This is a genomic window from Kluyvera fluvialis (assembly GCF_059725275.1).
In genome coordinates this window covers 2,277,088-2,301,925 of the sequence record NZ_AP046142.1, presented here as the reverse complement: position 1 = coordinate 2,301,925, position 24,838 = coordinate 2,277,088, and the positions used below count along the sequence as shown (strand labels likewise).

Sequence of the window (24,838 nt, the reverse complement as noted above, 5' to 3'; positions counted from 1 at the left end):
TCACCTCGTTTTCAGAGCTGACGGAAGCGGCTACGCAGGGAAAAAGTATCCGATGTCACGTAGCGCTCCATCTCGCGCAGGCGCTGTTCGCCCGCTGCCAGTTCAGCATCAACCGCATCCAGCAGGTCACGGCTGGTAGGCTGTTGCCCGTTATCCATCGCCCCTTCCGGCATCGGGTCGAGGGCAAAAGTCAGAATAACGTAGGCCACCAGCACAAAGAAAAACAGCCCAAAAACCATCGCCAGTACGGTGATAATTCGTACCAGTTTGACCGGTACATCCAGGAATTGCGCAATCCCGGCGCACACCCCTTTCACCATGCCTTGTTGCGGGATGCGCCACAGTTTTTTACTGAAATCCAGTGTCGCCATTAGTTGTCTCTCCAGTTTGGATGCTCAGCATCAAGAATGGCTTCCAGCGCCTGAATACGCTCGCGCATCCGCTTTGCGTCATCGGTCAGTTGTAACAACCGCTGTTTCTCGCCCTGCGAAAGCTCACCTGAGCGGGAACGGTTGCTGTAGTGCAGCCATAGCCAAATCGGCAACACAAACAGCACAAACAACGTTAACGGGATGCCGAGGAAAAGCGCGCTCATAGATACTCCTTATGATTTATGAGCAGCGGCACCAACGCGTGCCGCCGGAATGATGATGAAAACTTGTTATTGGTCGCTTTGCTGCATTTTGGCTTTCAGCGCCGCCAGTTGTTCACTGATTTCATCATCCGCTTTCAGTTCAGCAAACTGCTGGTCAAGCGACGGCTGTTTACCAAAGCGGTGGCTTTCGGCTTCCGCTTCCATATGGTCGATTCGACGCTCGAAAGATTCAAACCGCGCCATTGCTTCGTCCAGTTTACCGCTGTCCAGTTGACGGCGCACATCGCGTGATGAACTCGCTGCCTGGTGACGCAGCGCCAAAGATTGCTGGCGAGCACGGGTTTCGCTCAGTTTATTTTCCAGCTCACCAATCTCTTTTTTCATCCGCGCCAGCGTTTCATCCACCAGCGTCACTTCATGCTCAAGCGTCGCGATAACGTCGGTCAACTTCTGTTTTTCGATCAGTGCCGCACGCGCCAGATCTTCTTTATCTTTACGCAGCGCCAGTTCGGCCTTCTCCTGCCATTCCATCTGCTGTGCCAGCGCTTTTTCAACGCGGCGTGTCAGATCTTTCTTTTCTGCCAGCGCACGGGCAGAGGTAGAACGCACTTCAACCAGCGTGTCTTCCATCTCCTGGATCATCAAACGCACCAGTTTTTGCGGGTCTTCCGCTTTTTCCAGCAGTGAGTTGATGTTGGCGTTCACGATGTCGGCAAAACGAGAAAAAATACCCATTGTTCAATCCTCATAGTTCTGTGTTTCGGGCTTAGCCCTGCGTAGAGACTATTACAACTTCCGTGCCAACTTTTTATCTTATTGATTATTAAAGGTGTGATTGATTTTTCATCGCCAAAGACCTACAGTAAAATGGCGAATTACACCAACAAGTGGCGAATTTCATCATGGCAGATTACAAAGATACGCTTCTCGGCGAGGCCAACCGTTTTATCGAGGTGCTGGAGCAGGTTTCCCGCCTCGCCCCGCTGAATAAACCGGTGCTGATTATCGGCGAACGCGGCACGGGGAAAGAGCTTATCGCCAACCGTCTGCACTACCTCTCTTCCTGCTGGCAGGGGCCATTTATCTCGCTGAACTGCGCGGCGCTCAATGAAAACCTGCTCGATTCAGAGCTATTCGGTCACGAAGCGGGCGCATTTACCGGCGCCCAAAAGCGCCACCCCGGGCGTTTCGAGCGCGCCGATGGCGGCACGCTGTTTCTTGATGAACTGGCTACAGCCCCGATGTTAGTGCAGGAAAAGCTGCTACGCGTGATTGAATACGGCGAGCTGGAGCGCGTGGGCGGCAGCCAGCCGCTTCAGGTCAACGTGCGTTTAGTCTGCGCGACCAACGCCGATTTGCCGCAGAGGGTAGCAGATGGCACGTTTCGTGCTGACCTGCTCGACCGTCTGGCCTTTGATGTGGTGCTGTTGCCGCCGCTGCGTGAACGCCAAAGCGACATTATGTTAATGGCTGAACATTTCGCGATTCAGATGTGCCGTGAGCTAAAGCTGCCGCTGTTCCCGGGGTTTACCGACCGCGCCCGCGACACGCTGCTAAACTACCGCTGGCCGGGGAATATTCGTGAACTGAAAAACGTGGTGGAGCGTTCGATGTATCGCCACGGCAGCAGTGACATTCCGTTGGACGACATTATTATCGACCCGTTTTATCGCCAACCCGCCGTCGCGCCAGAGCCATCGGCATCGGTCGCTGCCCCCGCGCTGCCGTTAAATTTGCGGCATTTCCAGCTGGAGCAAGAAAAAAGCCTGCTACAGCAAAGCCTGCAACAGGCTAAATTCAACCAAAAACAGGCCGCCGAGCTACTGGGGCTGACGTACCACCAGCTACGCGCGTTGTTGAAGAAGCACTCGCTTTAGGTCGCTTTGCCACCAATAGCCGGTAAAACTGGTGACTTTTAAGGCAGTTGCTTTCAGAGATTTGTACCTGGTAGCCGTAAGTGCGATACACTTTGCAGATCAATCGAAAAATTAACGAAACTATGCGCCTGAATTTGTCATCATTACTGGCGGCGTTGGGGTTACTTTGCGGCCATGCCATTGCAGCGCCGCAACCGCTCGCCCCTCCTCATGCCGACATTCGCGACAGCGGCTTTGTCTACTGTGTCAGTGGGCAGGTCAACACCTTTAATCCGCAAAAAGCAGGCAGCGGGCTGATTGTCGATACCCTGGCCGCTCAGCTTTATGACCGGCTGCTGGACGTCGATCCTTATACCTATCGCTTAGTGCCGGAGCTGGCGGAAAGCTGGGAAGTGCTGGACAACGGCGCGACCTACCGCTTCCATTTGCGCAGCAATGTGTCGTTCCAAACCACCCGCTGGTTTACGCCAACCCGCGCGTTAAATGCCGACGATGTGGTGTTTACCTTCGAGCGTATTTTTAACCGCAATCATCCGTGGCATAACGTTAACGGCAGCGCATTCCCCTATTTCGACAGTTTGCAGTTTGCCGACAGCGTACGCAGTGTGCGCAAGCTCGATAACCGCACGGTGGAGTTCCGCCTGAATCGCCCTGATGCGTCGTTTCTCTGGCATCTGGCCACCCACTACGCTCCGGTAATGTCCGCCGAGTACGCCGACAAACTCAGCCAGCAAGACCGCCAGGAACAGCTAGACCGCCAACCGGTCGGTACTGGCCCATTCCAGTTGGATGAGTATCGGGCCGGGCAATATATTCGCCTGCAACGGCATCCCCACTTTTGGCGCGGTACGCCGCTGATGCCGCAGGTGGTCGTGGATCTCGGCTCCGGCGGTACGGGGCGCTTGTCGAAGCTGTTAACCGGCGAGTGCGATGTACTGGCCTGGCCTGCCGCCAGCCAGCTCAGCATTCTGCGCGATGATCCGCGTCTGCGCCTGACGCTGCGCCCGGGCATGAACATCGCCTATCTGGCGTTTAACACCAATAAGCCGCCGCTGGACAAACCGGAAGTGCGTCATGCCCTGTCGCTGGCGATTAATAACCAGCGCCTGATGCAGTCTATTTATTACGGCACTGCGGAAACCGCCGCCTCAATTTTGCCTCGCGCCTCCTGGGCTTACGATAACGAGGCTAAAATTACCGAATACAATCCGGCTGAAGCCCGTCGCCGCTTAAAAGCATTGGGCCTTGAGAAAATGACGCTGCACTTGTGGGTTCCGACCAGTTCGCAAGCGTGGAACCCAAGCCCATTAAAGACCGCCGAGCTTATCCAGGCCGATATGGCGCAAATCGGCGTAAAAGTGGTGATTGTGCCGGTAGAAGGCCGCTTCCAGGAGGCTCGTTTGATGGACATGAACCATGACCTGACGCTTTCCGGCTGGGCGACCGACAGTAACGATCCAGACAGCTTCTTCCGTCCATTGTTGAGCTGCGCGGCGATTACCTCACAAACTAACTTCGCCCACTGGTGCGACCGTGAGTTTGATAACGTGCTACGCAAAGCCCTGGACTCGCAGCAACTGGCGTCGCGTATTGATGCCTACGACGAAGCCCAGCAGATTCTGGCGCGCGAATTGCCGATTCTGCCTTTGGCCTCGTCGCTGCGCCTCCAGGCCTATCGCTACGATATGAAAGGGCTGGTGTTAAGCCCATTCGGTAACGCCTCTTTCGCCGGTGTTTCGCGGGAAAAAGAACAGAAGGTGCAGAAACCATGATTATTTTCACCCTCCGTCGCCTGTTGCTGCTGCTGGTTACGCTCTTTTTCCTGACCTTCGTCGGCTTCAGCCTGAACTACTTCACCCCACATGCGCCGCTCCAGGGCGCCTCGTTGTGGAACGCGTGGGCATTTTGGTTCGACAGCGTTATGCACTGGGATTTCGGCGTGTCCAGCATTAACGGCCAGTCGATTTCCGAACAGGTGCGTGAAGTGTTTCCGGCCACGATGGAGCTGTGCATTCTGGCGTTCGGTTTCGCGCTGCTGGTCGGCATTCCTGTAGGGATGCTGGCGGGGATTACGCGCAATAAATGGCAGGACAAAATGATCAGCTTTTTTGCCCTGCTCGGCTTTTCTATTCCCGTATTCTGGCTGGCGCTGCTACTGACGCTGTTCTTCTCGCTGACGCTGGGCTGGCTGCCGGTTTCCGGACGTTTTGACCTGCTGTATGAAGTGAAAAACGTGACCGGTTTTGCGCTGATTGATGCCTGGCTTTCTGATTCACCGTGGCGTCACGAAATGATCATCAGCGCCCTGCGCCACATGGTGCTGCCGGTACTGACGCTGGCGGTCGCGCCAACGACGGAAGTGGTGCGTTTAATGCGCATCAGCACTATCGCCGTCTATGACACAAACTATGTAAAAGCCGCCGCCACGCGCGGTGTTTCGCGGCTAACCATTTTGCGCCGCCATGTGCTGCACAATGCCCTGCCGCCGGTTATCCCGCGTTTGGGGCTGCAATTTTCTACCATGCTGACGCTGGCGATGATCACTGAAATGGTCTTTAGCTGGCCGGGGCTGGGACGCTGGCTGATTAACGCCATTCGCCAACAGGACTACGCCGCAATTTCGGCGGGAGTGATGGTGATTGGCGCGCTGGTGATTATCGTCAACGTGATCTCCGATATTTTGGGTGCTATGGCTAACCCGCTGAAACATAAGGAATGGTATGCCTTACGATAGCGTCTATCTTGAAAAACGTCCGCCGGGAGCCTTGCGCACGGTGTGGCGTAAATTCTACGGCGATACCACCGCGATGATTGGATTTTACGGCTGTATCGGGCTGGTTTTACTCTGCGTGCTCGGGAGCTGGTTTGCGCCGTATGGTATCGATCAGCAATTCCTGGGATATCAACTGCTGCCGCCATCGTGGTCGCGCTATGGCGAAGTCTCTTTCTTCCTCGGCACGGATGATTTAGGCCGCGATGTGTTAAGCCGCCTGTTAAGTGGTGCGGCTCCTACCGTCGGCGGCGCGTTTCTGGTGACGCTGGCGGCAACGGTATTTGGCCTCGTACTGGGGGCATTTGCGGGATCGACTCACGGCCTGCGTTCAGCGGTGTTGAACCATATTCTCGATACCCTACTGTCGATTCCGTCGCTGCTGCTGGCGATTATCGTGGTGGCGTTTGCCGGGCCGCATCTGTCACACGCGATGTTCGCGGTGTGGCTGGCGCTGCTACCGCGCATGGTGCGCTCAATTTACAGCATGGTTCACGACGAACTGGAACGCGATTATGTGATTGCCGCGCGCCTGGATGGCGCGACCACACTCAATATTTTGTGGTTTGCGATCCTGCCTAATATCGCCGCTGGGCTGGTGACGGAAATTACCCGCGCGCTGTCGATGGCAATTCTCGATATCGCCGCCCTCGGTTTTCTTGATTTGGGCGCACAACTGCCGTCTCCTGAATGGGGCGCAATGCTGGGCGACGCGCTGGAACTTATTTACGTTGCTCCGTGGACGGTCATGTTACCGGGTGCGGCGATTATGGTCAGCGTGCTGCTGGTTAACCTGCTGGGCGACGGTATTCGCCGCGCGATTAATGCGGGGGTGGAATAATGCCGTTACTTGATATCCGCAATTTAACCATCGAATTCAACACCAGCGAAGGCTGGGTCAAGGCGGTTGACCGCGTCAGCATGACGCTGGCAGAAGGCGAAATTCGCGGCCTGGTCGGTGAGTCGGGTTCCGGTAAGAGTTTAATTGCGAAAGCGATTTGTGGCGTCACCAAAGATAACTGGCGCGTGACCGCTGACCGGATGCGATTTGACGATATCGACCTCCTCCGGCTCTCCAACCGCGAGCGACGCAAGCTGGTCGGTCATAACGTGTCGATGATTTTCCAGGAGCCACAGTCGTGTCTTGACCCCTCCGAGCGCGTCGGCGAGCAGTTAATGCAAAACATCCCTGGCTGGACGTTTAAAGGCCGCTGGTGGCAGCGCTTTGGCTGGCGTAAACGTCGCGCCATTGAGCTACTGCACCGTGTCGGCATTAAAGACCACAAAGATGCGATGCGCAGCTTCCCCTACGAGCTGACCGAAGGCGAGTGCCAAAAGGTCATGATTGCCATCGCGCTGGCGAACCAGCCGCGTTTGCTGATTGCCGATGAGCCGACCAACGCGATGGAGCCGACCACGCAGGCGCAAATTTTCCGTCTGCTTTCAGGGCTTAATCAGAATAACAACACCACTATCCTGCTGATTTCACATGATTTGCAGATGCTGACCCATTGGGCAGACAAAATTAACGTGATGTATTGCGGGCAGACGGTGGAAAGCGCGCCGAGCGAGGAGCTGGTGACGACGCCGCACCATCCGTATACCCAGGCGTTAATCCGCGCGATCCCAGATTTTGGCCGCTCAATGCCGCATAAAAGCCGCCTGAATACGCTTTCTGGTGCGATTCCGCTGCTTGAGCAACTGCCGATGGGCTGCCGCCTGGGGCCTCGTTGCCCGTATGCCCAACGCAAATGTATTGAAACCCCGCGTCTGACGGGAGCGAAGAACCACCTGTTCGCCTGTCATTTCCCGCTGAACATGGAGAAAGAGTGACATGGTCGAAACCTTGCTTGAAGTGCGAAATCTGAGTAAGACTTTTCGCTATCGTACCGGTTGGTTCCATCGCCAGACCTTGCAGGCAGTCAAGCCGCTGAGCTTTACCCTGCGTGAAAAACAGACGCTGGCGATTATCGGCGAGAACGGTTCGGGGAAATCAACGCTGGCAAAAATGCTGGCGGGCATGGTTGAGCCGACCACCGGCGAGCTGTTCATTGACGATCATCCGCTGCACTACGGCGACTATTCGTTCCGCAGCCAGCGTATTCGCATGATTTTCCAGGATCCAAGCACCTCGCTGAACCCGCGTCAGCGTATTTCGCAAATCCTCGATTTCCCGCTGCGCCTGAACACCGACCTGGAGCCGGAAGCGCGGCGTAAGCAGATTATCGATACACTGCGACTGGTCGGCCTGTTACCTGACCACGTGAGCTATTATCCGCACATGCTAGCACCAGGGCAGAAACAGCGTTTGGGGCTGGCGCGCGCGCTCATTTTGCGCCCTAAAGTCATTATCTGTGACGAAGCGCTGGCTTCGCTGGATATGTCGATGCGTTCGCAACTTGTTAACCTGATGCTGGAATTACAGGAGAAACAAGGTATCTCTTATATCTATGTCACGCAGCATTTGGGGATGATGAAACATATCAGTGACCAGGTGTTGGTGATGCATCAGGGGGAAGTGGTCGAGCGCGGCAGCACCGCCGACGTGCTGGCCTCACCGCTGCATGATTTAACCAAGCGGTTGATTGCCGGGCATTTTGGTGAAGCCCTCACCGCCGATGCGTGGCGCAAAGACCGCTGATCGACAGATAAATTATCCAGCCGTCCCAAACTTCGGGCGCTTCGCTTGATAGATAGCATGTATAACACGTCGGATTACGATTCCCGGTAACTCATGCTAGAATCGCCGCGATTTAACGGCAGCCTGCGCTTTTAACAGGCTGCCCTAACAATGAATATAAGGATTAATAGCTATGGGTTTTCTTTCCGGTAAGCGCATTCTGATTACTGGCGTTGCCAGCAAACTGTCCATCGCCTACGGTATCGCGCAGGCGATGCGCCGTGAAGGGGCTGAACTAGCGTTCACCTATCAGAATGACAAACTGAAAGGCCGTGTAGAAGATTTTGCTGCCTCTCTGGACTCCAGTATTGTGCTGCCGTGCGACGTAGCTGAAGATGCAAGCATCGAATCCCTGTTCACTGAACTGGCTAAAGTATGGCCGAAATTCGACGGTTTCGTTCACTCTATCGGTTTTGCTCCGGCTGACCAGTTAGATGGCGACTACGTGAATGCGGTAACCCGTGAAGGCTTCAAAATCGCTCACGACATCAGCGCATACAGCTTCGTGGCAATGGCAAAAGCCTGCCGCAGTATGCTGAACCCAGATTCCGCCCTGCTGACCCTGTCTTACCTGGGTGCAGAGCGCGCTATCCCTAACTACAACGTTATGGGTCTGGCAAAAGCCTCTCTGGAAGCAAACGTGCGCTACATGGCTAACGCGATGGGCCCAGAAGGCATCCGTGTTAACGCCATCTCCGCAGGCCCTATCCGTACTCTGGCGGCCTCTGGCATCAAAGATTTCCGTAAGATGCTGGCACACTGCGAAGCGGTAACCCCAATCCGTCGCACTGTGACCATCGAAGATGTCGGTAACTCCGCAGCCTTCCTGTGCTCTAACCTGTCTGCCGGTGTTTCCGGTGAAGTTCTGCACGTTGACGGCGGTTTCAGCATCGCGGCAATGAACGAACTGGAACTGAAATAAGTTCTTTTCCCTCCCGCGCTGCGGGAGGGATTATTCCCTTTCCCCACCCCATTCCCGTCTTTGTTATTCCAGTCAGTTATTAATTAGCACCGAACAATATTTTCTCCCTCGTCACTCATACGCCAGGATATTTAGCTATAACGATCCGGCAACATCACCTTTGACGTGGCTGGCTCGCCACCTTCAGATCAAGGAACCCCCATGGAGCCACGCCGCGATTCCGGCAAAAATCACTGGTATCACGAAACCCAGTCGAGAACCCAACACAGCGATGTGATGCCGCTGGTTCCCGAAGCCGCGCACGTTGACGACCGATTTCTGCTCGACCTGGCGTTGCCCGATGCCCTGCTAAGCGCCTGTCAGCAGTGGCTGAGCATTGCTCGCCAGTTGGCGAATACCCTGTTCCCTGATAGCGTCGCCACCAGCAGGCTGCACACGTTTAGCGCTTACGATCGCTTAAGTACCGCGTTAACCGTGGCGCAGGTTTCTGGCGTACAACGCCTGTGTAACCATTACGCCGCTCGTCTGGCCCCGCAGCTCGGCCCCGATTCATCCCGCGAAAGTAACCGCCGTCTGGCGCAAATAACCGAATACGCCCGCCAGTTGGCCAGCTCCCCGTCGATTATTACCCCTCGCTCACGCCAGCAACTGGACGACGTAGGGCTGACGCTGAACGACATTATTTTGATTAACCAGATTGTCGGTTTTGTCGGTTTCCAGGCGCGAGTGATTGCGCTGTTCCAGGCGCAGTTGGGCTTCCCGGTACGCTGGCTGCCCGGTATGCCAGTCCAGGAAGACGCCGACGCCGAGCGTTTTCATAACGAAAGCGCACAATGGCATACCGACCTGAACGGCATTGAGGCTCAGCACACACACACCACACAAAGCGCTAGCCTGGCGCGCTGGCAGCCGCTGGCCGAGTTATCTGCCCTCGCCCCCGTGCTGGCGCATGAAGACAAATTACTCAACGGCCTGGGCCAGTTGATTGATGCGCTGTCGTTCGCTCATCCGTTGCAGCCGCTATCGTCGCTCATTGCGGCGCGAATCAACGGCAGCGTCAGTTGTTTTAATTACTACAGCACTCTGTGGCAAGGCGCGCACGGTCTGCCGGAGGCGGTGCGCAACGGTGAACGGGCGATTCAGGCCTGGAGCCATCAATACCCTTGCGAGCGCGCAGTCGCCCAGGCGACTCAGTTATTAACCCGCGCGCCAGACCGCTTTAGCGCCGCGCAGCTTACCCCCCTTTTCGAACAGGGGCTTTCCACGCCAGATGCCATGACGCTGCTTGCCTGGAGCGCACTCTGCGGCTGGTTGAATCGACTGCGCATTGCGTTGGGCGGGGCGTAACAAGTTGCGTAAAAGGATGAAAGAGCGCTTGCTGCAACCTATAGAATCGCGTAAAAATGTCAGCCGCTCTTTTGGCCACGAAAATAGATCAATATGCTTCAGGACAACCCGCTGCTTGCGCAGCTAAAACAGCAACTCCACTCCCAAACGCCCCGTGCGGAAGGGGTCGTCAAAGCCACGGAAAAAGGTTTCGGTTTCCTCGAAGTCGATGCGCAAAAAAGCTACTTTATTCCGCCGCCACAGATGAAAAAAGTGATGCACGGCGACCGCATTATTGCGGTGATCCACTCTGAAAAAGAGAAAGAGAGCGCCGAGCCGGAAGAACTGGTCGAGCCGTTCCTGACCCGCTTTGTGGGCAAGGTGCATCGCAAAGACGACAGACTGTCTATCGTTCCCGATCATCCGCTATTAAAAGATGCCATTCCATGCCGCGCTGAACGCGGTGTGACACACGATTTTAAAGAGGGTGACTGGGCCGTTGCTGAAATGCGCCGTCATCCGCTGAAAGGCGACCGTAGCTTCTACGCTGAGCTGACCCAATTCATCACCTTTGGTGACGACCACTTTGTGCCGTGGTGGGTAACCCTCGCCCGTCATAATCTGGAAAAAGAAGCGCCAAACGGCGTGGCAACCGAAATGCAGGACGAAGGCCTTGAGCGCCGCGACCTGACCGCGCTGGACTTCGTTACCATCGACAGCGCCAGCACCGAAGATATGGACGATGCGCTGTTCGTTGAGGAAGGCGCTGACGGTAAGCTGCTGCTGACCGTGGCCATTGCCGACCCTACAGCGTGGATTGCTGAAGGTAGCAAGTTAGATAACGCCGCGAAGATTCGCGCCTTCACTAACTATTTGCCGGGCTTTAACATCCCGATGCTGCCGCGTGAGTTGTCTGACGACCTGTGTTCTCTGCGCGCCGATGTGGTACGCCCAGTGCTCGCCTGTCGTATGACGCTCTCTGCCGACGGTACTATCGAAGACAACATTGAATTCTTCGCCGCGAACATTGAATCAAAAGCCAAACTGGTTTACGACGAAGTGTCTGACTGGCTGGAAGGCAACGGTAGCTGGCAGCCGCAAAACGACGCTATCGCGCGCCAGATTACCCTGCTGCAACGTGTCTGCCAGGTGCGTAGCGAGTGGCGTAAAACCCACGCGCTGGTGTTCAAAGACCGCCCTGACTACCGTTTCGTGCTGGGTGAGAAAGGCGAAGTGTTGGATATCGTTGCAGAACCGCGCCGTATCGCCAACCGTATCGTGGAAGAGTCGATGATTGCCGCGAACATCTGTGCCGCACGTGTGCTGCGCGATAAGCTCGGTTTCGGCGTGTACAACGTCCACACCGGCTTTGTGCCAGACAACACCGAAGCGCTGGCAGCGCTGCTGAAAACTCACGACGTCCACGTTGATCCGGTTGAAGTGCTGACGCTGGAAGGCTTCTGCAAACTGCGTCGTGAGCTGGATGCTCAGCCGTCTGGTTTCCTCGACAGCCGTATTCGTCGCTTCCAGTCGTTTGCGGAAATTAGCATCGAGCCAGGCCCGCACTTCGGTTTAGGCCTTGAGGCGTACGCCACCTGGACATCTCCTATTCGTAAGTACGGCGACATGATTAACCATCGCCTGTTGAAAGCGATTATCAAAGGTGAAAGCGCCAAACGTCCACAGGACGACATCACCGTGCAAATGGCTGAACGTCGCCGCCTGAACCGCATTGCAGAACGTGATGTGGCGGATTGGCTGTACGCGCGTTACCTTAGCCCAATGGCAGGCAAAGAGACTCGCTTTGCCGCCGAGATAATCGACATCAGCCGTGGCGGTATGCGTGTACGTCTGGTCGATAACGGTGCGGTCGCCTTCATCCCTGCGCCGTTCCTACACGCAGTGCGTGATGAACTGGTGTGCAGCCAGGAAAGTGGCACGGTACAAATCAAAGGCGAAGTGGCGTACAAAGTCACCGACGTTATTGATGTCACCATCGCGGAAGTTCGCATGGAAACACGCAGCGTTATCGCCCGCCCAGTCGCCTGATAGGCATGACATAACGGCGCTTCACGGGGTTATGTCTGTCAATCCTGTGGCTGTGTAAAAATCCGGAAATGCTCACCCGTTTCCGGATTTTTTATGCCTGTTGATCAGGCGCTGGTCGAATCCCGGAGTTAATGAGAGCGATTGAGAGTCTGGGGCAAACCGCTAAGAAGGGAGAGAGCCTTTCCGAGAACGGTGAAAGAAAGGCCTTATCAATACCGAAGGCGGATAAAAATAGCCAGTCAGTTGCTTAACTGACTGGCATGACTCCCGCAGGAGCCATTTTTTACCTCTTTTTTAGGCACTGAGTAGTTGCTGTGCCGTCGCTTTCACGCTTGCCAGCAGAACTTTAACGTCCTCCAGGCATACCGTCGGGTTCAGCAGCGTCAGCTTCAGGCAAGTCACCCCATCCGCCTCCGTTACCCCAACGTTAGCGCTACCGGACGCCAGCAATACGTCGCCAATGCGCTGGTTCAGCAAGGCAACAAACGCAGTATCGCGGTTTTCCGGTCTAAAGCGGAACAGCACGCTCGCCAGCTGCGGCTGCATTACCAGCTCCAGATGCGGCTGAGTTTCGACAAACGCTGCCACATCGCGCGCCAGCGTTACGCCGTTATCGATAATGTCGGCATACTGCTTTTTACCCAGCGCTTCGAGGCCCATCCACAATTTCAGCGCGTCAAAACGACGCGTGGTTTGCAGTGACTTCGACACCAGATTCGGCACACCGTGTTCCTCGTCAAAGTCCGAGTTCAGGTAAGCCGCCTGGTAACGCATCAGTTCATAGTGGTGAGCATCTTTTAGCAAGAACGCACCACAACTGATGGTCTGGAAGAACTGCTTGTGGAAATCCAGCGTGACGGAGTCGGCTAATTCCAGGCCATTCAGGAAGTGGCGATACTTCTCAGAAAGCAGCAACGCCCCGCCCCATGCCGCATCGACATGAACCCAGATGTGCTGTTCCGCTGCCAGCGCAGCAATCTCCGCTAACGGATCAATAGCCCCGGCGTCGGTTGTGCCAGCGGTCGCGACAATCGCCATGACCTGTTCACCGTTGGCTTTCGCCTGCGCCAGTTTGGTTTTCAGGTCATTGATGTCCATTCGCAAGAAGGCATCGGTTTTAACCTGAGTCACCGACTGATAGCCCAGCCCCATCAGCGCCATATTTTTCTGGACTGAAAAGTGTGCGCTTTCAGAACAGAACACTTTGATTTTACGCAAGTCGCCGGTTAAACCCTGCTGTTGCACAGAGTGCCCCTGGCGCGCAAAGAAAGCATCACGCGCCAGCATCAGCCCCATCAAATTGCTCTGCGTGCCGCCGCTGGTAAAGACGCCAGCATCCCCCGCCGGATAGCCAACCTGCTCACGCAGCCATTCGATGAGTTTAATCTCGATAATGGTCGCCGAAGGGCTTTGATCCCAGGAGTCCATACTCTGGTTCGTGGCGTTAATCAGCACTTCTGCGGCCTGGCTAATCACCAGGCTTGGGCAGTGCAAATGGGCAACGCATTGCGCATGATGCACCGACAGGCTGTCTTTCAGGAAATAGTCAACCGCCCGCTCAATGGCCGCCTGGTTTCCCAGGCCTTGAGCGGTAAAATTAAGGTTGATCCGTTCACGCAGTTGCTCAACGGTTTTACCCTGATACATTTCAGGCTGTTTTAACCATTCAACTACCGCTTTACTGCTCTGCTCGATAGCATCCTGATACGCGGCGATACTTTGCGCCGAACCGGACAGAATCGGATTAATGTCAGACATGTGATCCGCTCCGTTTAAACCGGCTTCACGCCAGCGCCATGTAAGGCGTTTTCAAATTTATCGAGGAATATTTCCAGCTCATCGTTAGTGATAAGCAGTGATGGCAGCAGACGTAACACGCAGCCCTCGCGGCCACCGCGTTCCAGAATCAGCCCAGACTCAAAGCATTTTTTCTGCAACAGCGCCGACAGCTCGCCATCAGCGGGATAGCAGCCCATGTGATCCTGTGCTTCGTGCGGCTTAACAATCTCAATACCGATCATCAGCCCCAAACCACGCACGTGGCCGATAACCGGATACCGTTTTTGCAGCTCGGCTAATTTGCCTTTCAGCCACTCGCCCTGAGCGGCAACTTTATCGGCAATCTTGTCGTCTTTGAGGATTTTCAACGTCGTCAGGCCAGTCGCCATCGCCAGTTGGTTACCACGGAATGTCCCCGTGTGGTGACCCGGTGACCAGGCATCGAACTGCTTTTTAATCCCCAGCACAGCCAGAGGTAAGCCGCCGCCAACCGCTTTGGACATCACGATAATGTCAGGTTCAATACCGGCATGTTCGAAAGCGAACAGCTTACCGGTACGCGCGAAGCCCGCCTGGACTTCATCGATGATAAGCAGAATGCCGTGTTCCTGAGTCACTTTGCGAATGCGCTGCAACCATTCAACCGGAGCTGGGTTAACCCCGCCCTCGCCCTGAACAGCTTCCAGGATCACCGCCGCCGGTTTGCGGACGCCGCTTTCGACATCGTTAATCAGATTTTCGAAGTAGTAGGTCAACGCCTTCACACCCGCTTCACCGCCGATACCCAGCGGGCAGCGGTACTGGTGCGGATACGGCATAAACTGCACTTCTGCCATCATGTTGCTAACGGCTTCTTTCGGTGACAGGTTGCCAGTAACGGACAGCGCACCGTGAGTCATACCGTGGTAGCCGCCGGAAAAACTAATAACGCTGGAACGACCCGTCACTTTTTTCGCCAGCTTAAGTGCGGCTTCGACGGCATCTGCACCGGACGGGCCGGTGAATTGCAGGCAATAGTCTTTACCTTCACCCGGTAATAGTGAAAGCAAATAAGATGAAAATTCATCTTTTAATGGGGTTGTGAGATCGAGTGTATGTAACGGTAAGCCGCTGGAGAGGACACTTTGAATGCTTTGAATCACATCAGGATGGTTATGGCCTAGTGCTAATGTTCCTGCACCCGCGAGACAATCAAGATATTGATTATTTTCAACGTCAGTAATCCAGACACCCTGCGCTTTGGCAATAGCCAGTGGCAGTTTGCGGGGATAGCTTCTGACATTTGATTCAAACTCAGCTTGTCTTGCTAAAAAGGTAGCATTGCGTTGTGGTAATGAATTAGCACTTAAAGTATCAATACGGACTTTATCCGTCATCATATCACTCCTACAACCAGGCTTGGATTAATACCTGATTGAATAAGGTTAAAAGGATTGCCTGTAAAAAAGCGCGGCCAATATATGTTGTTTTAACTAAGTACTCAACGTTTTATTTATTACCATTGATATTGGTTATCTTTTCATTTAAAAATCAATCAGTAACAAATGACAAACCGCGATATAGCCCACCCGCCTTGTTACCATTTATCTTAAATAGCTACAACTAGATACATTACTCACCTTGCAATAAACCGCTACCTTTTCGCGGTTATTTAGCTTTCTATCAGGTCTTACCATTAATAACCCAGAGATTTGCTCGTTAAATCATACAATTTATCCACTTAACGAAAAACAGAATAAAAAAGTCGATCCCTAACAATAAATCACTTACTATGGCGCGCTTATTTGCAGGCTCTGTAAATAAAGAACTAATGCGCAGCACCCGGTAGCGAGTACAGGCACAACACGTTATCGACAACAGGAATGATTCCTGGGTTGTTATTAGAAATGTTCGCGGGCGGACATTTCGTAAGGTGAAAACATTTCCCTTATGCCGAGAATGAAAATTTTCTAGCCATGTCATTATGGCGCCCTGATATGAGATTGTTATGACTCGCATTTATCCACAATTCATCGTTGCCAAATTTGGCGGCACCAGCGTCGCTGATTATGACGCGATGAACCGCAGCGCCAGCATTGTTCTTGCTGATAAAAATATCCGTTTAGTCGTTTTGTCTGCTTCGGCAGGGGTCACTAACCTACTGGTTGAACTTGCTGAAGGGCTGGAAAGCGCTCAGAGATTAGACAAGCTTGAGACTTTACGCGCCATTCAATACAACATCATTTCTCGCCTCAAGCACCCGTGCGTTATTGGCAAAGAAATCGATAATATTCTTGAAAACATAAGCTATTTAGCTCAAACCGTCGCTATCTCACCTTCTGCGGCACTGGTTGATGAATTGGTCAGCCATGGGGAGTTGATCTCTACCCTCCTGTTCACTGAAGTGTTACGTGAGCATGACGTTGAGGCCAGTTGGTTTGATGCCCGAAGCGTAGTCCGTACCGACGCCAACCACGGTTGTGCCGAACCGGATGTGATCACGTTGAGCGAATTGGCGCAAAGCCACCTGCGCCCACGCATTGCGCAAGAAATCATCGTCACTCAGGGATTTATTGGCCGCAGCCCCGACGGGCATACCACCACGCTTGGGCGCGGAGGCAGTGATTATACCGCCTCTTTGCTCGGCGAGGCATTGCATGCCGCCAGGGTGGATATCTGGACTGATGTAGCCGGTATTTATACTACCGACCCGCGAATTGCCGCTCAGGCAAAACGTATCGACCATATCTCGTTTTCAGAGGCCAGCAATATGGCGGCCTACGGCGCGAAGGTGCTGCATCCGGCGACGTTACTACCGGCAATGCGTAAAAATATCCCGGTGTTTGTTGGTTGCAGTAAAAACACCGCAGCTGGCGGCACATTGGTGTGTAACACCACGGAAGACTCACCGCGATATCGCGCAGTGGCGGTGCGGCGCAAGCAAACACTGTTGCGGTTACACCGTTTGACTACGCAGCCATCCAACCTTTTCCTGGCACAGATTTTCACCTTGCTGGCGGAACATGCGGTAGCCACGGATATTGCGACGACGTCGGAAAACAGCATCGCGCTGGTGCTGGATTCCACCCATGCGACCTCTGGCGAAGACCCAATGTTCAGCACGGCATTGTTAACAGCCTTATCTTCTTATTGTCGAGTCGAGGTGGAAACTGGGTTGGCGCTGGTGACGGTAGTGGGCAACCAACTCACACAAGCAGTGGGTGTGTGCGACGAGATTTTTGCCTGTCAGGACAACCATGCCGTACGCATGGTTTGTCACGGGGCATCGGATAATACGCTGAGCTTCTTGCTGCCAGGCGATGCCGCCGACTGCGCCATCAAAATGCTGCATCAACGATTATTTGAATAATCGCCCTTCTCGCACTGTTCAGAGCGAGGCATAGCAATGATAAAAGCCCAGGCTTTTGGCCTGGGCTTTCTTTATATGTCACCTTGATGACACTAATGGAGCGATGCTTTAGCTATGACGATGGGGTGCATCGCCGTTGCGGCGACAACGTTTGTCATAGTGGCGAACCCACCAGTATTTATCACTGATCTGTTCATGCCCGCCGACACGCGCACCGGCTAACCACAGGAGCGCACCGACGAAGATACTTAATACGGCACCATGCGCAAAAAACTGAGGCAGGTTAAGTTGTGGCATTTGGTTTAAAATTGAATAACCGACGCCGCCTATCATAACGACCAGGCCTAACCCCATGAGCACATTACCGAGTAACGAAGCGTTTTTGCGTTTCATAGTGTCACCTCCGTAGATTGGCTTTGGGTTTAGGGATATATCCCTATTCCTTATGTGTAAAGTATAGACAACACTACGAGAAATAAGTGCGTCGGCGATCACAAATGGGCACATTTGATCAACATAACTTTACATTTAAGTTACTGATGTGGTTTTTAATTCATATTATACCGTAGGTAAACTATTTCGTTTTCCAGCCTTTCACTGCTTATTTTTGTCAAGTGCGTCGCCACGACGTAAACTAGCCGCCGTAAAGATTGCCCACTCAGGAACAAGAACGTGACGATTAAACTGATTGTCGGCCTGGCGAACCCCGGCGCAGAGTACGCGGGGACGCGTCATAACGCCGGTGCCTGGTATGTTGATTTGCTGGCAGAGCGTTTTCGCGCCCCGCTACGTGAAGAAAGTAAATTTTTTGGCTACACCTCACGCATTAACCTTGCGGGTGAAGATGTACGCCTGCTGGTGCCAACCACCTTTATGAACCTCAGCGGCAAAGCTGTGGCGGCGTTGGCAACCTTCTATCGTATTAATCCTGATGAAATTCTGGTCGCTCACGATGAGCTGGATTTACCACCTGGGGTGGCGAAATTTAAACTCGGCGGCGGTCACGGCGGCCATAACGGACTGAAAGATATCATCAGCAAATTGGGCAATAACCCTAATTTTCATCGCTTACGCATCGGAATCGGCCATCCGGGCGATAAAAGCAAAGTTGTCGGTTTTGTTTTAGGCAAACCGCAAGCGGCTGAGCAGAAGCTGATCGACGACGCGGTGGACGAAGCGGCGCGCTGCACCGAGGTTTGGTTGAAAGATGGCCTGACCAAAGCGACCAACCGTTTACACGCCTTTAAGGCGCAATAATTCTCCGCCTGTAGACAATCTCCTGCACGTTGCATTTGTCGAAGCAACGTGAAGGATAACGTGTATACGGTATTTTTGCCGTATCACGTGTATAATAGGCAGAGTTATTTACTTTTCTACAATCTGTTTAAACTAACAGGTTGAATTTCAAGAGATTAAGGTGATTTAAACATGGGATTCAAATGCGGTATCGTTGGTTTGCCAAACGTAGGCAAATCCACCCTGTTCAATGCGCTCACTAAAGCAGGTATTGAAGCGGCAAACTTCCCGTTCTGTACTATCGAGCCGAACACGGGTGTTGTCCCGATGCCCGATCCGCGTCTGGACCAACTGGCGGAAATCGTAAAACCTCAGCGCATCCTGCCAACGACCATGGAATTCGTGGATATCGCGGGCCTGGTAAAAGGCGCATCTAAAGGTGAAGGCCTGGGCAACCAGTTCCTGACCAACATTCGCGAAACAGAAGCTATCGGTCACGTTGTGCGTTGCTTTGAAAACGACAACATCATCCATGTTAACAATAAAGTTGACCCGGCTGACGACATCGACGTTATTAACACCGAACTGGCGCTGTCTGACCTGGACACCTGTGAACGCGCCCTGCACCGCGTACAGAAAAAAGCCAAAGGCGGTGATAAAGACGCGAAAGCGGAGCAAGCGGCACTGGAAAAATGCCTGCCACAGCTTGAAAACGCCGGTATGCTGCGCGCACTGACCACGCTGACCGATGAAGACAAGGCGGCGATTAAGTACCTGAGCTTCCTGACGCTGAAACCAACCATGTACATTGCTAACGTCAATGAAGATGGTTTTGAAAATAATCCATACCTCGACCAGGTTCGCGCTATCGCCGCAAAAGAAGGTTCTGTGGTGGTTCCAGTTTGTGCGGCTATTGAAGCAGATATCGCTGAGCTGGACGATGCTGACCGTGATGAATTCATGGCTGAAATGGGCCTCGAAGAACCAGGTCTGAACCGTGTGATTCGCGCAGGTTATGAACTGTTGAACCTGCAAACTTACTTCACCGCTGGTGTGAAAGAAGTTCGTGCATGGACGATTCCTGTCGGCGCAACCGCTCCACAGGCCGCCGGTAAAATCCATACCGACTTCGAAAAAGGCTTTATCCGTGCTCAGACCATCGCGTTTGAAGACTTCATCACCTACAAAGGTGAGCAAGGCGCGAAAGAAGCCGGCAAAATGCGTGCGGAAGGTAAGGATTACATCGTGAAAGATGGCGATGTGATGAACTTCCTGTTTAACGTCTAAATAAAATTTGTTGTCTCATGAGGTTTCGTTGAATCTCATGAAGCCACACTCCCCGATAAAATCCACGCCATTGCGTGGATTTTTTTTCATGGCGTCTTATATAATCTTGCTATGGAAAGTAAATGTTCTCCTGTTTATAGCGTTGATGAGTGTAGTCCCATAAAAAGCCCAGCGGTTTGTGTCCTGACTGATTTTCAGCATAATACTGCACGCCGTATAAAATAATGGTGATGATAAGAGGAGCCATTCATGCCAAAGAATAACACCAGTTTTATCGCCATATTTAATCTGGATATCGAGATTAATCACCCGCTAATATATTTTTCGGCATTATCTACCACAGCGATAACTATTTAGTTTTATAGGTATTGATGTAGAAAAAAAGAAGGCAAGATACTTTTATGTCTCTGGCGAAAGAGTTTACCACCCCAGCGGAAAGAGAGTATTTAAATACATTACCGCCACCTTACGATTTGGCATTAGCCATCTCTTTTTCAGGCAAAGAAAGCTTATTTAAAGCGTTATGACCAACAGTGAAATATTTATTCGACTTCTCTTATGCTGAAATCATAAAGATAGATGAGCAATATCAACGATTTTCCTTACGTCTCACGCAAGCACTTACACAGCAGATACCGGCCGGTACAATTATTGAGGGGCGTTATTATAATGATCGACAAAATATTATAACCCTCATTGCAAATTAATTTTTTAAGTCAGCTCGATCTAACCGCGCAAAATCTGAGCACCTCAGTGACCTCACCAGCCCCTGCCACCATAGCTCGCGTGATACATCACCGTTGGCTACAATTTTTTACGCTTCTGGATCGCGTTAGCGAAAATCCCAACTAAACTTCTTAAGGCTAAATTTTAGTACTTGATGAGGTGACTTATATGCTGGAGATTATCAATATTTATGCTCATGGGTATGTTTTTATTCCCATAGTGCATACATTAAAATCTACGCCTTTCCCCACAATATTAAAAACCCAAAACAATATTGATATAAACAAGTTTGAGCAACAGTTATCGGCAAACTCTGGTAATTTTCATGCCGCGCTGAAAACACTTGAATCTTTAGGCTGGATTTCAATTACCAACAATCACATTCAACTCATTCAACGAGATCGTTTTTTATTCTTTATCGATAAGGTTGATGACGCGCTAATCCAGCCCTACCACTCCAATATTCTTAGTTTCCCTTTAAATAATGAACATATAAGCCTGCTCAAAGCATGGATTGAAAATATTCGACGGAATAAAAAAGCCACCGACGCCCCAATAGAACAAGACTTGCTTGATGGCCCGATGATAGCACCGCTACTGATAGTATTGAAAAAAAACATCGGTGATTTGGCTATAACATCGACAGTATTAGCCGAAACGCTTTCTGGCGAATTATTAGCGGCCGTCAATGAATTATTTTCCCTCAAGGGATGGGTAGAACACGGCGAACTTAATGCGACGGGGCAATTTATACTGGAACGTGCCTATAACCTTGGCATGACAATATCCTACAGACCGATGCTATTACAGATGCATGAACTGCTGTTTGGCCATCCAGAGACTATTTTCGCTCACGATGAAAACAGTCATGAATCACATATTGACCGGACACTCAATGTCATCGCCAGTGGCTTTCAACATGAGAAATATTTTTCCAGTGTCGATCGTATACTAAGCCAACTCTTCGACGACAACGACCTGGATAATCAGCCTAAATATATTGCCGATATGGGCTGTGGCGACGGCGCATTCCTGCACCGCGTCTATACCTTTGTGGCAGCAAACACCCTGCGCGGGAAAAATCTCGCCACCCATCCTCTGTTGCTGATCGGTGCGGACCTCAATCAAAAAGCATTACGCCAAACGGAAGTGACATTAAAGGACATTCCACATCTCACGCTAGAAGGGGATGTTGCCAAACCAGATTGTCTATTGAAATCACTGGAAGCCAACGGCATTACCGATCCGCAAAACATTCTGCACATCCGCTCATTTCTCGATCATGAAATCCCCTATCAGGGCGTAGATAATCCGCAGGCCGCCGATAAAAGGGTCACGACCTCGCCACGCTTTATCTCGGTTACCGATAAAGGCGGATTACAGAACCCTCAGCATATTATCCAGCGTTACGTAGAACACTTTTCGCGCTGGGCGCAAGCAAGCTCACAGCACGGCATCCTGATACTGGAAGTTCACACACTGCCGGCGCGAGTAGTTCAGCGCTACTTTTCGTCCAACGAAAGCTTTCACTTTGATGCCATTCATTCATTCTCCCGGCAGAATTTACTGGATGCCGCCACCTTTGCGCAGGTCGCGGCTGAGGCCGGATTATTCTGCGATTCGGAGTTTCACCATCGCTTTCCTCGCGCCTTTCCGTATACGCGAGTCAGCCTGAATTGGTTCAGGAAAAAGACGTATAAACTGCGTTACGCCACGCCGGAAGATATTCCCTCGCTGCTGGAACTGGAAACGCTGTGCTGGGCGGACGGGCTGCGCGCTGACAGGCAAGCGCTCACCCGCAGAATTTCCCTAAACCCGGAAGGTAATATCGTTATCGATTATGGGGGAGAAGTGGTCGGCGTAGGCTATACGCAGCGCATTACTTCAGAGGAGGCGCTTTACCATACCTCCGCAAGCCAGGTTCATCTGTTGCATGAAGAAGGTGCACCGGTGCTCCAATTGCTGGCAATCAATATTCACCCGCAGCGCCAGCAAATGGCGCTCGGAGACACCCTGCTAACCCATCTGCTACGGGTCGCCGCGCTTCAGGATACTGTCGAAAAAGTGGTCGGCGTCACCCGCTGCAAAGATTATCTACACCATCGGCAGCAGGTCAGCTACGAACAGTATGTTAACCAGGCAGAGGAAGACGGGCAGCACTGCGACCCTATCTTACATTTCCATCTGTCCCACGGCGCGCATATTTTAGGTATTGCCCGCCATTACCGCCCCGCAGATGACGAGAACGAAGGTCACGGCGTACTGATTGGCTACGCAGTAAGAAATGAACTCGACAGCACACAGGCGATGAGCAAAACGCCAAAAGCCTTCGCGCACTATTCTGATGCTGAAATAGACCAGGCCATTACCGTCAGGCTCAAAACGCTATTGGGTAAGAAAAAACTCTCACACTACCGCCCTACTACCTCGTTTCGGGATATGGGATTAGACTCCCTTGATCTCACGGAATTGCGCGAGGTGATTAACCGCCTGTTGAATACTCGCCTGGAAGCCGCGATATTTTTCCGCTTCCCGACGCCTGCCAGCGTGATTGATTACCTTAACAGGCTTAAAAATCAGGCATCCGCCCCCGTCGAATCACCTCAACCTACGCAACAGAATATCCCCCGACCGCTCGCCTCCACCACGGAATATCGCCCAGATAGCCAGGATATTGCCATCGTCGGTGTTGGCTGCCATTTTCCACAGAATATTAATGATAAAGCGGCATTGTGGCAGTACTTGCAAGGCGCGGATGACGTTGCATCGATGGTCACAACGCAACGCTGGGACCCAGCCATCACCAGCGGCGTCAAAGGCGCGTCTTATGGTGGTTTCCTGAACAATGTCTCGCTGTTTGATGCTTCCTTTTTTGGCATTTCACCGCGAGAAGCTATCAATATGGATCCACAGCAAAGGTTGTTACTGGAAACCTCCTGGGAAGCATTTGAAGATGCGGGCATCGCCCCAGATTCACTAAAAGGTAGTCAAACCGGCGTTTTCATTGGTCATTTTGGGCATGATTATGAATCACTCCAGTTGAAGTCCCATACCTGGGATGACTACCAGCCTCATTTTTCCACGGGAAGTTCCGCATCCGTTCAGGCCGGGCGGCTCTCCTATTTCTATGATTTTCACGGCCCAGCGATATCGCTGAATACCGCCTGTTCATCGGCGCTGGTCGCCGTTCATCAGGCCTGCAAAAGCCTACAGCATGGCGAGTGCGATATGGCGGTCGCGGGGGCGGCAAACTTAATTCTCACACCGGAGCTGAGTCTGGTGTTTGGTCGCGCGAATATGCTGTCGGCGGTCGGGAAATGTAAGACCTTCGACGCCTCCGCCGACGGATATGTCCGCAGTGAAGGCTGCGCGATGGTGGTTCTAAAACGAGCGCAGGATGCCCTTGATGCTGGAGATACTATTCAGGCCATTATTAAGGGCAGCGCCATTAATCAGGACGGTTCCAGTAATGGATTAACAGCACCAAACGGTCATGCTCAGGAAGCGGTTATCCGTGCCGCGTTAGCGCAAGCAAACGTTGCTCCGCATGAGATTACCTATGTTGAAACCCACGGGACAGGGACTTCACTAGGGGATCCGGTTGAAGTTGAAGCCCTGATGAATGTATTCGCTGCCGATAATACGACACGTGCTGCACCGCTGGTGCTGGGTTCAGTCAAAACCCATTTAGGCCATACGGAAGCCGTCGCCGGTTTAGCGGGTTTAATTAAGTCGATACTCATTCTTAAGCATCGCAATATTCCGGCAACGCCATCGATTTCCACGTTAAATCCTTTAGTGGACAAACAACTGCAACGCATGTCCGTTACCATCAATCAAACCGCCATGGACATTCTGGAACCTGTTTCACGCCCGCGTATAGGGATTAGCTCTTTTGGCTACAGCGGTACCAATGTGCATATGGTTATTGAAGAAGCGCCTTCTCCCCGTGGTTCAGATGCGGTCCCCGCATCCACTTTACCTTTTGTTCTTTCAGCCAAAACGGCCACAGCCTTGCAGCAACAAGCCGGTAAATTGCACCAACAGATAACGGATTCTCCTGAGATAAATTTGACGGATGTGGCCGTGTCGCTGGCAACAACGCGCAGTCATTTTTCCCACCGCGCAGTCATTTTTCCCACCGCGCAGCCATTGTTACCGCACAACGCCAGGAGTTACTGCAAGGTTTATCGCATCTGAGCCGTGGTGAAACCGCGCTGCCGGAGGTTCAGAAGGCAGACA

At 52.5% G+C, this 24,838-nt stretch carries 19 protein-coding genes and 2 pseudogenes; 15 read left to right on the top strand and 6 right to left on the bottom strand.

Annotated elements, in window-relative coordinates; genetic code table 11:
* Nucleotides 1-11: 11 nt before the first annotated feature.
* The 3 genes from pspC to pspA all read right to left on the bottom strand — a co-directional run bounded on the left by pspC (nt 12) and on the right by pspA (nt 1,330).
* Nucleotides 12-371, bottom strand: a complete 360-nt coding sequence (pspC, locus tag AC6I4B_RS11000; RefSeq protein WP_497771644.1) for an envelope stress response membrane protein PspC — start codon at nt 369-371, stop codon at nt 12-14.
* Nucleotides 371-595 carry an envelope stress response membrane protein PspB gene (gene pspB, locus AC6I4B_RS10995; protein ID WP_497771642.1) on the bottom strand — a complete coding sequence of 75 codons (225 nt, stop codon included), beginning with the start codon at nt 593-595 and terminating at the stop codon, nt 371-373. The genes pspC and pspB overlap by 1 nt, the downstream gene beginning before the upstream one ends.
* Nucleotides 596-661: 66 nt before the next feature.
* Complete coding sequence (gene pspA, locus AC6I4B_RS10990; protein WP_497771640.1) at nt 662-1,330, bottom strand: phage shock protein PspA; 669 nt, start codon at nt 1,328-1,330, stop codon at nt 662-664.
* 167 nt (nt 1,331-1,497) lie between these two features.
* On the opposite strand from pspA, the gene pspF reads away from it, so the two are divergent.
* From pspF to AC6I4B_RS10940, 10 genes and pseudogenes are all read left to right on the top strand, one after another.
* Nucleotides 1,498-2,472: a phage shock protein operon transcriptional activator gene (gene pspF / locus AC6I4B_RS10985; RefSeq protein ID WP_497771639.1), complete on the top strand. Its 975-nt coding sequence runs from the start codon at nt 1,498-1,500 to the stop codon at nt 2,470-2,472.
* A gap of 122 nt (nt 2,473-2,594) precedes the next feature.
* On the top strand, nt 2,595-4,244 hold the full coding sequence (gene sapA, locus AC6I4B_RS10980; protein ID WP_497771637.1) for an ABC transporter substrate-binding protein SapA: 1,650 nt from the start codon (nt 2,595-2,597) through the stop codon (nt 4,242-4,244).
* Nucleotides 4,241-5,206, top strand: a complete 966-nt coding sequence (gene sapB / locus AC6I4B_RS10975) for a putrescine export ABC transporter permease SapB (protein WP_497771635.1) — start codon at nt 4,241-4,243, stop codon at nt 5,204-5,206. The genes sapA and sapB overlap by 4 nt, the downstream gene beginning before the upstream one ends.
* Nucleotides 5,193-6,083, top strand: coding sequence for a putrescine export ABC transporter permease SapC (sapC, locus tag AC6I4B_RS10970; protein ID WP_497771634.1), 891 nt, complete (start codon nt 5,193-5,195; stop codon nt 6,081-6,083). The genes sapB and sapC overlap by 14 nt, the downstream gene beginning before the upstream one ends.
* Nucleotides 6,083-7,075, top strand: coding sequence for a putrescine export ABC transporter ATP-binding protein SapD (gene sapD / locus AC6I4B_RS10965; RefSeq protein WP_497771632.1), 993 nt, complete (start codon nt 6,083-6,085; stop codon nt 7,073-7,075). Before sapC ends, sapD begins: the two co-directional genes overlap by 1 nt.
* Before the next feature lies 1 nt (nt 7,076).
* The gene (gene sapF / locus AC6I4B_RS10960) at nt 7,077-7,883 is read left to right on the top strand and encodes a putrescine export ABC transporter ATP-binding protein SapF (RefSeq protein WP_497771630.1); all 807 of its coding nucleotides are present in this window, start codon (nt 7,077-7,079) and stop codon (nt 7,881-7,883) included.
* 172 nt (nt 7,884-8,055) lie between these two features.
* Complete coding sequence (fabI, locus tag AC6I4B_RS10955; protein ID WP_497771629.1) at nt 8,056-8,844, top strand: enoyl-ACP reductase FabI; 789 nt, start codon at nt 8,056-8,058, stop codon at nt 8,842-8,844.
* Between the two features lie 201 nt (nt 8,845-9,045).
* Nucleotides 9,046-10,191, top strand: coding sequence for a CMD domain-containing protein (locus AC6I4B_RS10950; protein WP_497771627.1), 1,146 nt, complete (start codon nt 9,046-9,048; stop codon nt 10,189-10,191).
* 93 nt (nt 10,192-10,284) lie between these two features.
* Entirely contained in the window at nt 10,285-12,219 is a 1,935-nt protein-coding gene (locus AC6I4B_RS10945) for an exoribonuclease II (protein WP_497771625.1), read from the top strand.
* A 113-nt stretch (nt 12,220-12,332) separates the two neighbouring features.
* A pseudogene (locus AC6I4B_RS10940) lies at nt 12,333-12,470 on the top strand (IS4 family transposase); the annotation flags it as partial.
* Nucleotides 12,471-12,513: 43 nt separating this feature from the next.
* Here the strand turns inward: AC6I4B_RS10940 and AC6I4B_RS10935 are convergent.
* Both AC6I4B_RS10935 and AC6I4B_RS10930 read right to left on the bottom strand, forming a co-directional pair.
* Nucleotides 12,514-13,977 carry a pyridoxal phosphate-dependent decarboxylase family protein gene (locus AC6I4B_RS10935; protein ID WP_497771624.1) on the bottom strand — a complete coding sequence of 488 codons (1,464 nt, stop codon included), beginning with the start codon at nt 13,975-13,977 and terminating at the stop codon, nt 12,514-12,516.
* A 14-nt stretch (nt 13,978-13,991) separates the two neighbouring features.
* Entirely contained in the window at nt 13,992-15,377 is a 1,386-nt protein-coding gene (locus tag AC6I4B_RS10930) for a diaminobutyrate--2-oxoglutarate transaminase (protein ID WP_497771622.1), read from the bottom strand.
* Nucleotides 15,378-15,985: 608 nt separating this feature from the next.
* On the opposite strand from AC6I4B_RS10930, the gene lysC reads away from it, so the two are divergent.
* Nucleotides 15,986-17,347 (top strand): lysine-sensitive aspartokinase 3, encoded by a 1,362-nt coding sequence (lysC, locus tag AC6I4B_RS10925; RefSeq protein ID WP_497771620.1) that lies wholly within the window; start codon nt 15,986-15,988, stop codon nt 17,345-17,347.
* 108 nt (nt 17,348-17,455) lie between these two features.
* Here lysC and ychH read toward each other — a convergent pair whose 3' ends face one another.
* Entirely contained in the window at nt 17,456-17,740 is a 285-nt protein-coding gene (gene ychH, locus AC6I4B_RS10920; RefSeq protein WP_497771618.1) for a stress-induced protein YchH, read from the bottom strand.
* A 279-nt stretch (nt 17,741-18,019) separates the two neighbouring features.
* Between ychH and pth the strand changes: the two genes are divergently transcribed.
* From pth to AC6I4B_RS10900, 4 genes and pseudogenes are all read left to right on the top strand, one after another.
* A complete protein-coding gene (gene pth, locus AC6I4B_RS10915; RefSeq protein WP_497771617.1) occupies nt 18,020-18,604 on the top strand; it encodes an aminoacyl-tRNA hydrolase in 585 nt (194 codons plus the stop codon).
* Nucleotides 18,605-18,775: 171 nt separating this feature from the next.
* Nucleotides 18,776-19,870 carry a redox-regulated ATPase YchF gene (gene ychF / locus AC6I4B_RS10910; RefSeq protein WP_497771615.1) on the top strand — a complete coding sequence of 365 codons (1,095 nt, stop codon included), beginning with the start codon at nt 18,776-18,778 and terminating at the stop codon, nt 19,868-19,870.
* Between the two features lie 398 nt (nt 19,871-20,268).
* Nucleotides 20,269-20,397, top strand: a pseudogene (locus AC6I4B_RS10905) (4'-phosphopantetheinyl transferase superfamily protein); the annotation flags it as partial.
* Nucleotides 20,398-20,764: 367 nt separating this feature from the next.
* Nucleotides 20,765-24,796, top strand: coding sequence for an AprA-related methyltransferase (locus AC6I4B_RS10900; RefSeq protein ID WP_497771613.1), 4,032 nt, complete (start codon nt 20,765-20,767; stop codon nt 24,794-24,796).
* The last annotated feature ends 42 nt before the right edge of the window (nt 24,797-24,838 follow it).

What these genes read in the sequence shown, in the direction of transcription:
- pspC (WP_497771644.1), bottom strand. Translation starts at nt 371, where the DNA reads ATGGCGACACTGGATTTCAGTAAAAAACTGTGGCGCATCCCGCAACAA.
- pspB (WP_497771642.1), bottom strand. Translation starts at nt 595, where the DNA reads ATGAGCGCGCTTTTCCTCGGCATCCCGTTAACGTTGTTTGTGCTGTTT.
- pspA (WP_497771640.1), bottom strand. Translation starts at nt 1,330, where the DNA reads ATGGGTATTTTTTCTCGTTTTGCCGACATCGTGAACGCCAACATCAAC.
- pspF (WP_497771639.1), top strand. Translation starts at nt 1,498, where the DNA reads ATGGCAGATTACAAAGATACGCTTCTCGGCGAGGCCAACCGTTTTATC.
- sapA (WP_497771637.1), top strand. Translation starts at nt 2,595, where the DNA reads ATGCGCCTGAATTTGTCATCATTACTGGCGGCGTTGGGGTTACTTTGC.
- sapB (WP_497771635.1), top strand. Translation starts at nt 4,241, where the DNA reads ATGATTATTTTCACCCTCCGTCGCCTGTTGCTGCTGCTGGTTACGCTC.
- sapC (WP_497771634.1), top strand. Translation starts at nt 5,193, where the DNA reads ATGCCTTACGATAGCGTCTATCTTGAAAAACGTCCGCCGGGAGCCTTG.
- sapD (WP_497771632.1), top strand. Translation starts at nt 6,083, where the DNA reads ATGCCGTTACTTGATATCCGCAATTTAACCATCGAATTCAACACCAGC.
- sapF (WP_497771630.1), top strand. Translation starts at nt 7,077, where the DNA reads ATGGTCGAAACCTTGCTTGAAGTGCGAAATCTGAGTAAGACTTTTCGC.
- fabI (WP_497771629.1), top strand. Translation starts at nt 8,056, where the DNA reads ATGGGTTTTCTTTCCGGTAAGCGCATTCTGATTACTGGCGTTGCCAGC.
- AC6I4B_RS10950 (WP_497771627.1), top strand. Translation starts at nt 9,046, where the DNA reads ATGGAGCCACGCCGCGATTCCGGCAAAAATCACTGGTATCACGAAACC.
- AC6I4B_RS10945 (WP_497771625.1), top strand. Translation starts at nt 10,285, where the DNA reads ATGCTTCAGGACAACCCGCTGCTTGCGCAGCTAAAACAGCAACTCCAC.
- AC6I4B_RS10935 (WP_497771624.1), bottom strand. Translation starts at nt 13,977, where the DNA reads ATGTCTGACATTAATCCGATTCTGTCCGGTTCGGCGCAAAGTATCGCC.
- AC6I4B_RS10930 (WP_497771622.1), bottom strand. Translation starts at nt 15,377, where the DNA reads ATGATGACGGATAAAGTCCGTATTGATACTTTAAGTGCTAATTCATTA.
- lysC (WP_497771620.1), top strand. Translation starts at nt 15,986, where the DNA reads ATGACTCGCATTTATCCACAATTCATCGTTGCCAAATTTGGCGGCACC.
- ychH (WP_497771618.1), bottom strand. Translation starts at nt 17,740, where the DNA reads ATGAAACGCAAAAACGCTTCGTTACTCGGTAATGTGCTCATGGGGTTA.
- ychF (WP_497771615.1), top strand. Translation starts at nt 18,776, where the DNA reads ATGGGATTCAAATGCGGTATCGTTGGTTTGCCAAACGTAGGCAAATCC.
- AC6I4B_RS10900 (WP_497771613.1), top strand. Translation starts at nt 20,765, where the DNA reads ATGCTGGAGATTATCAATATTTATGCTCATGGGTATGTTTTTATTCCC.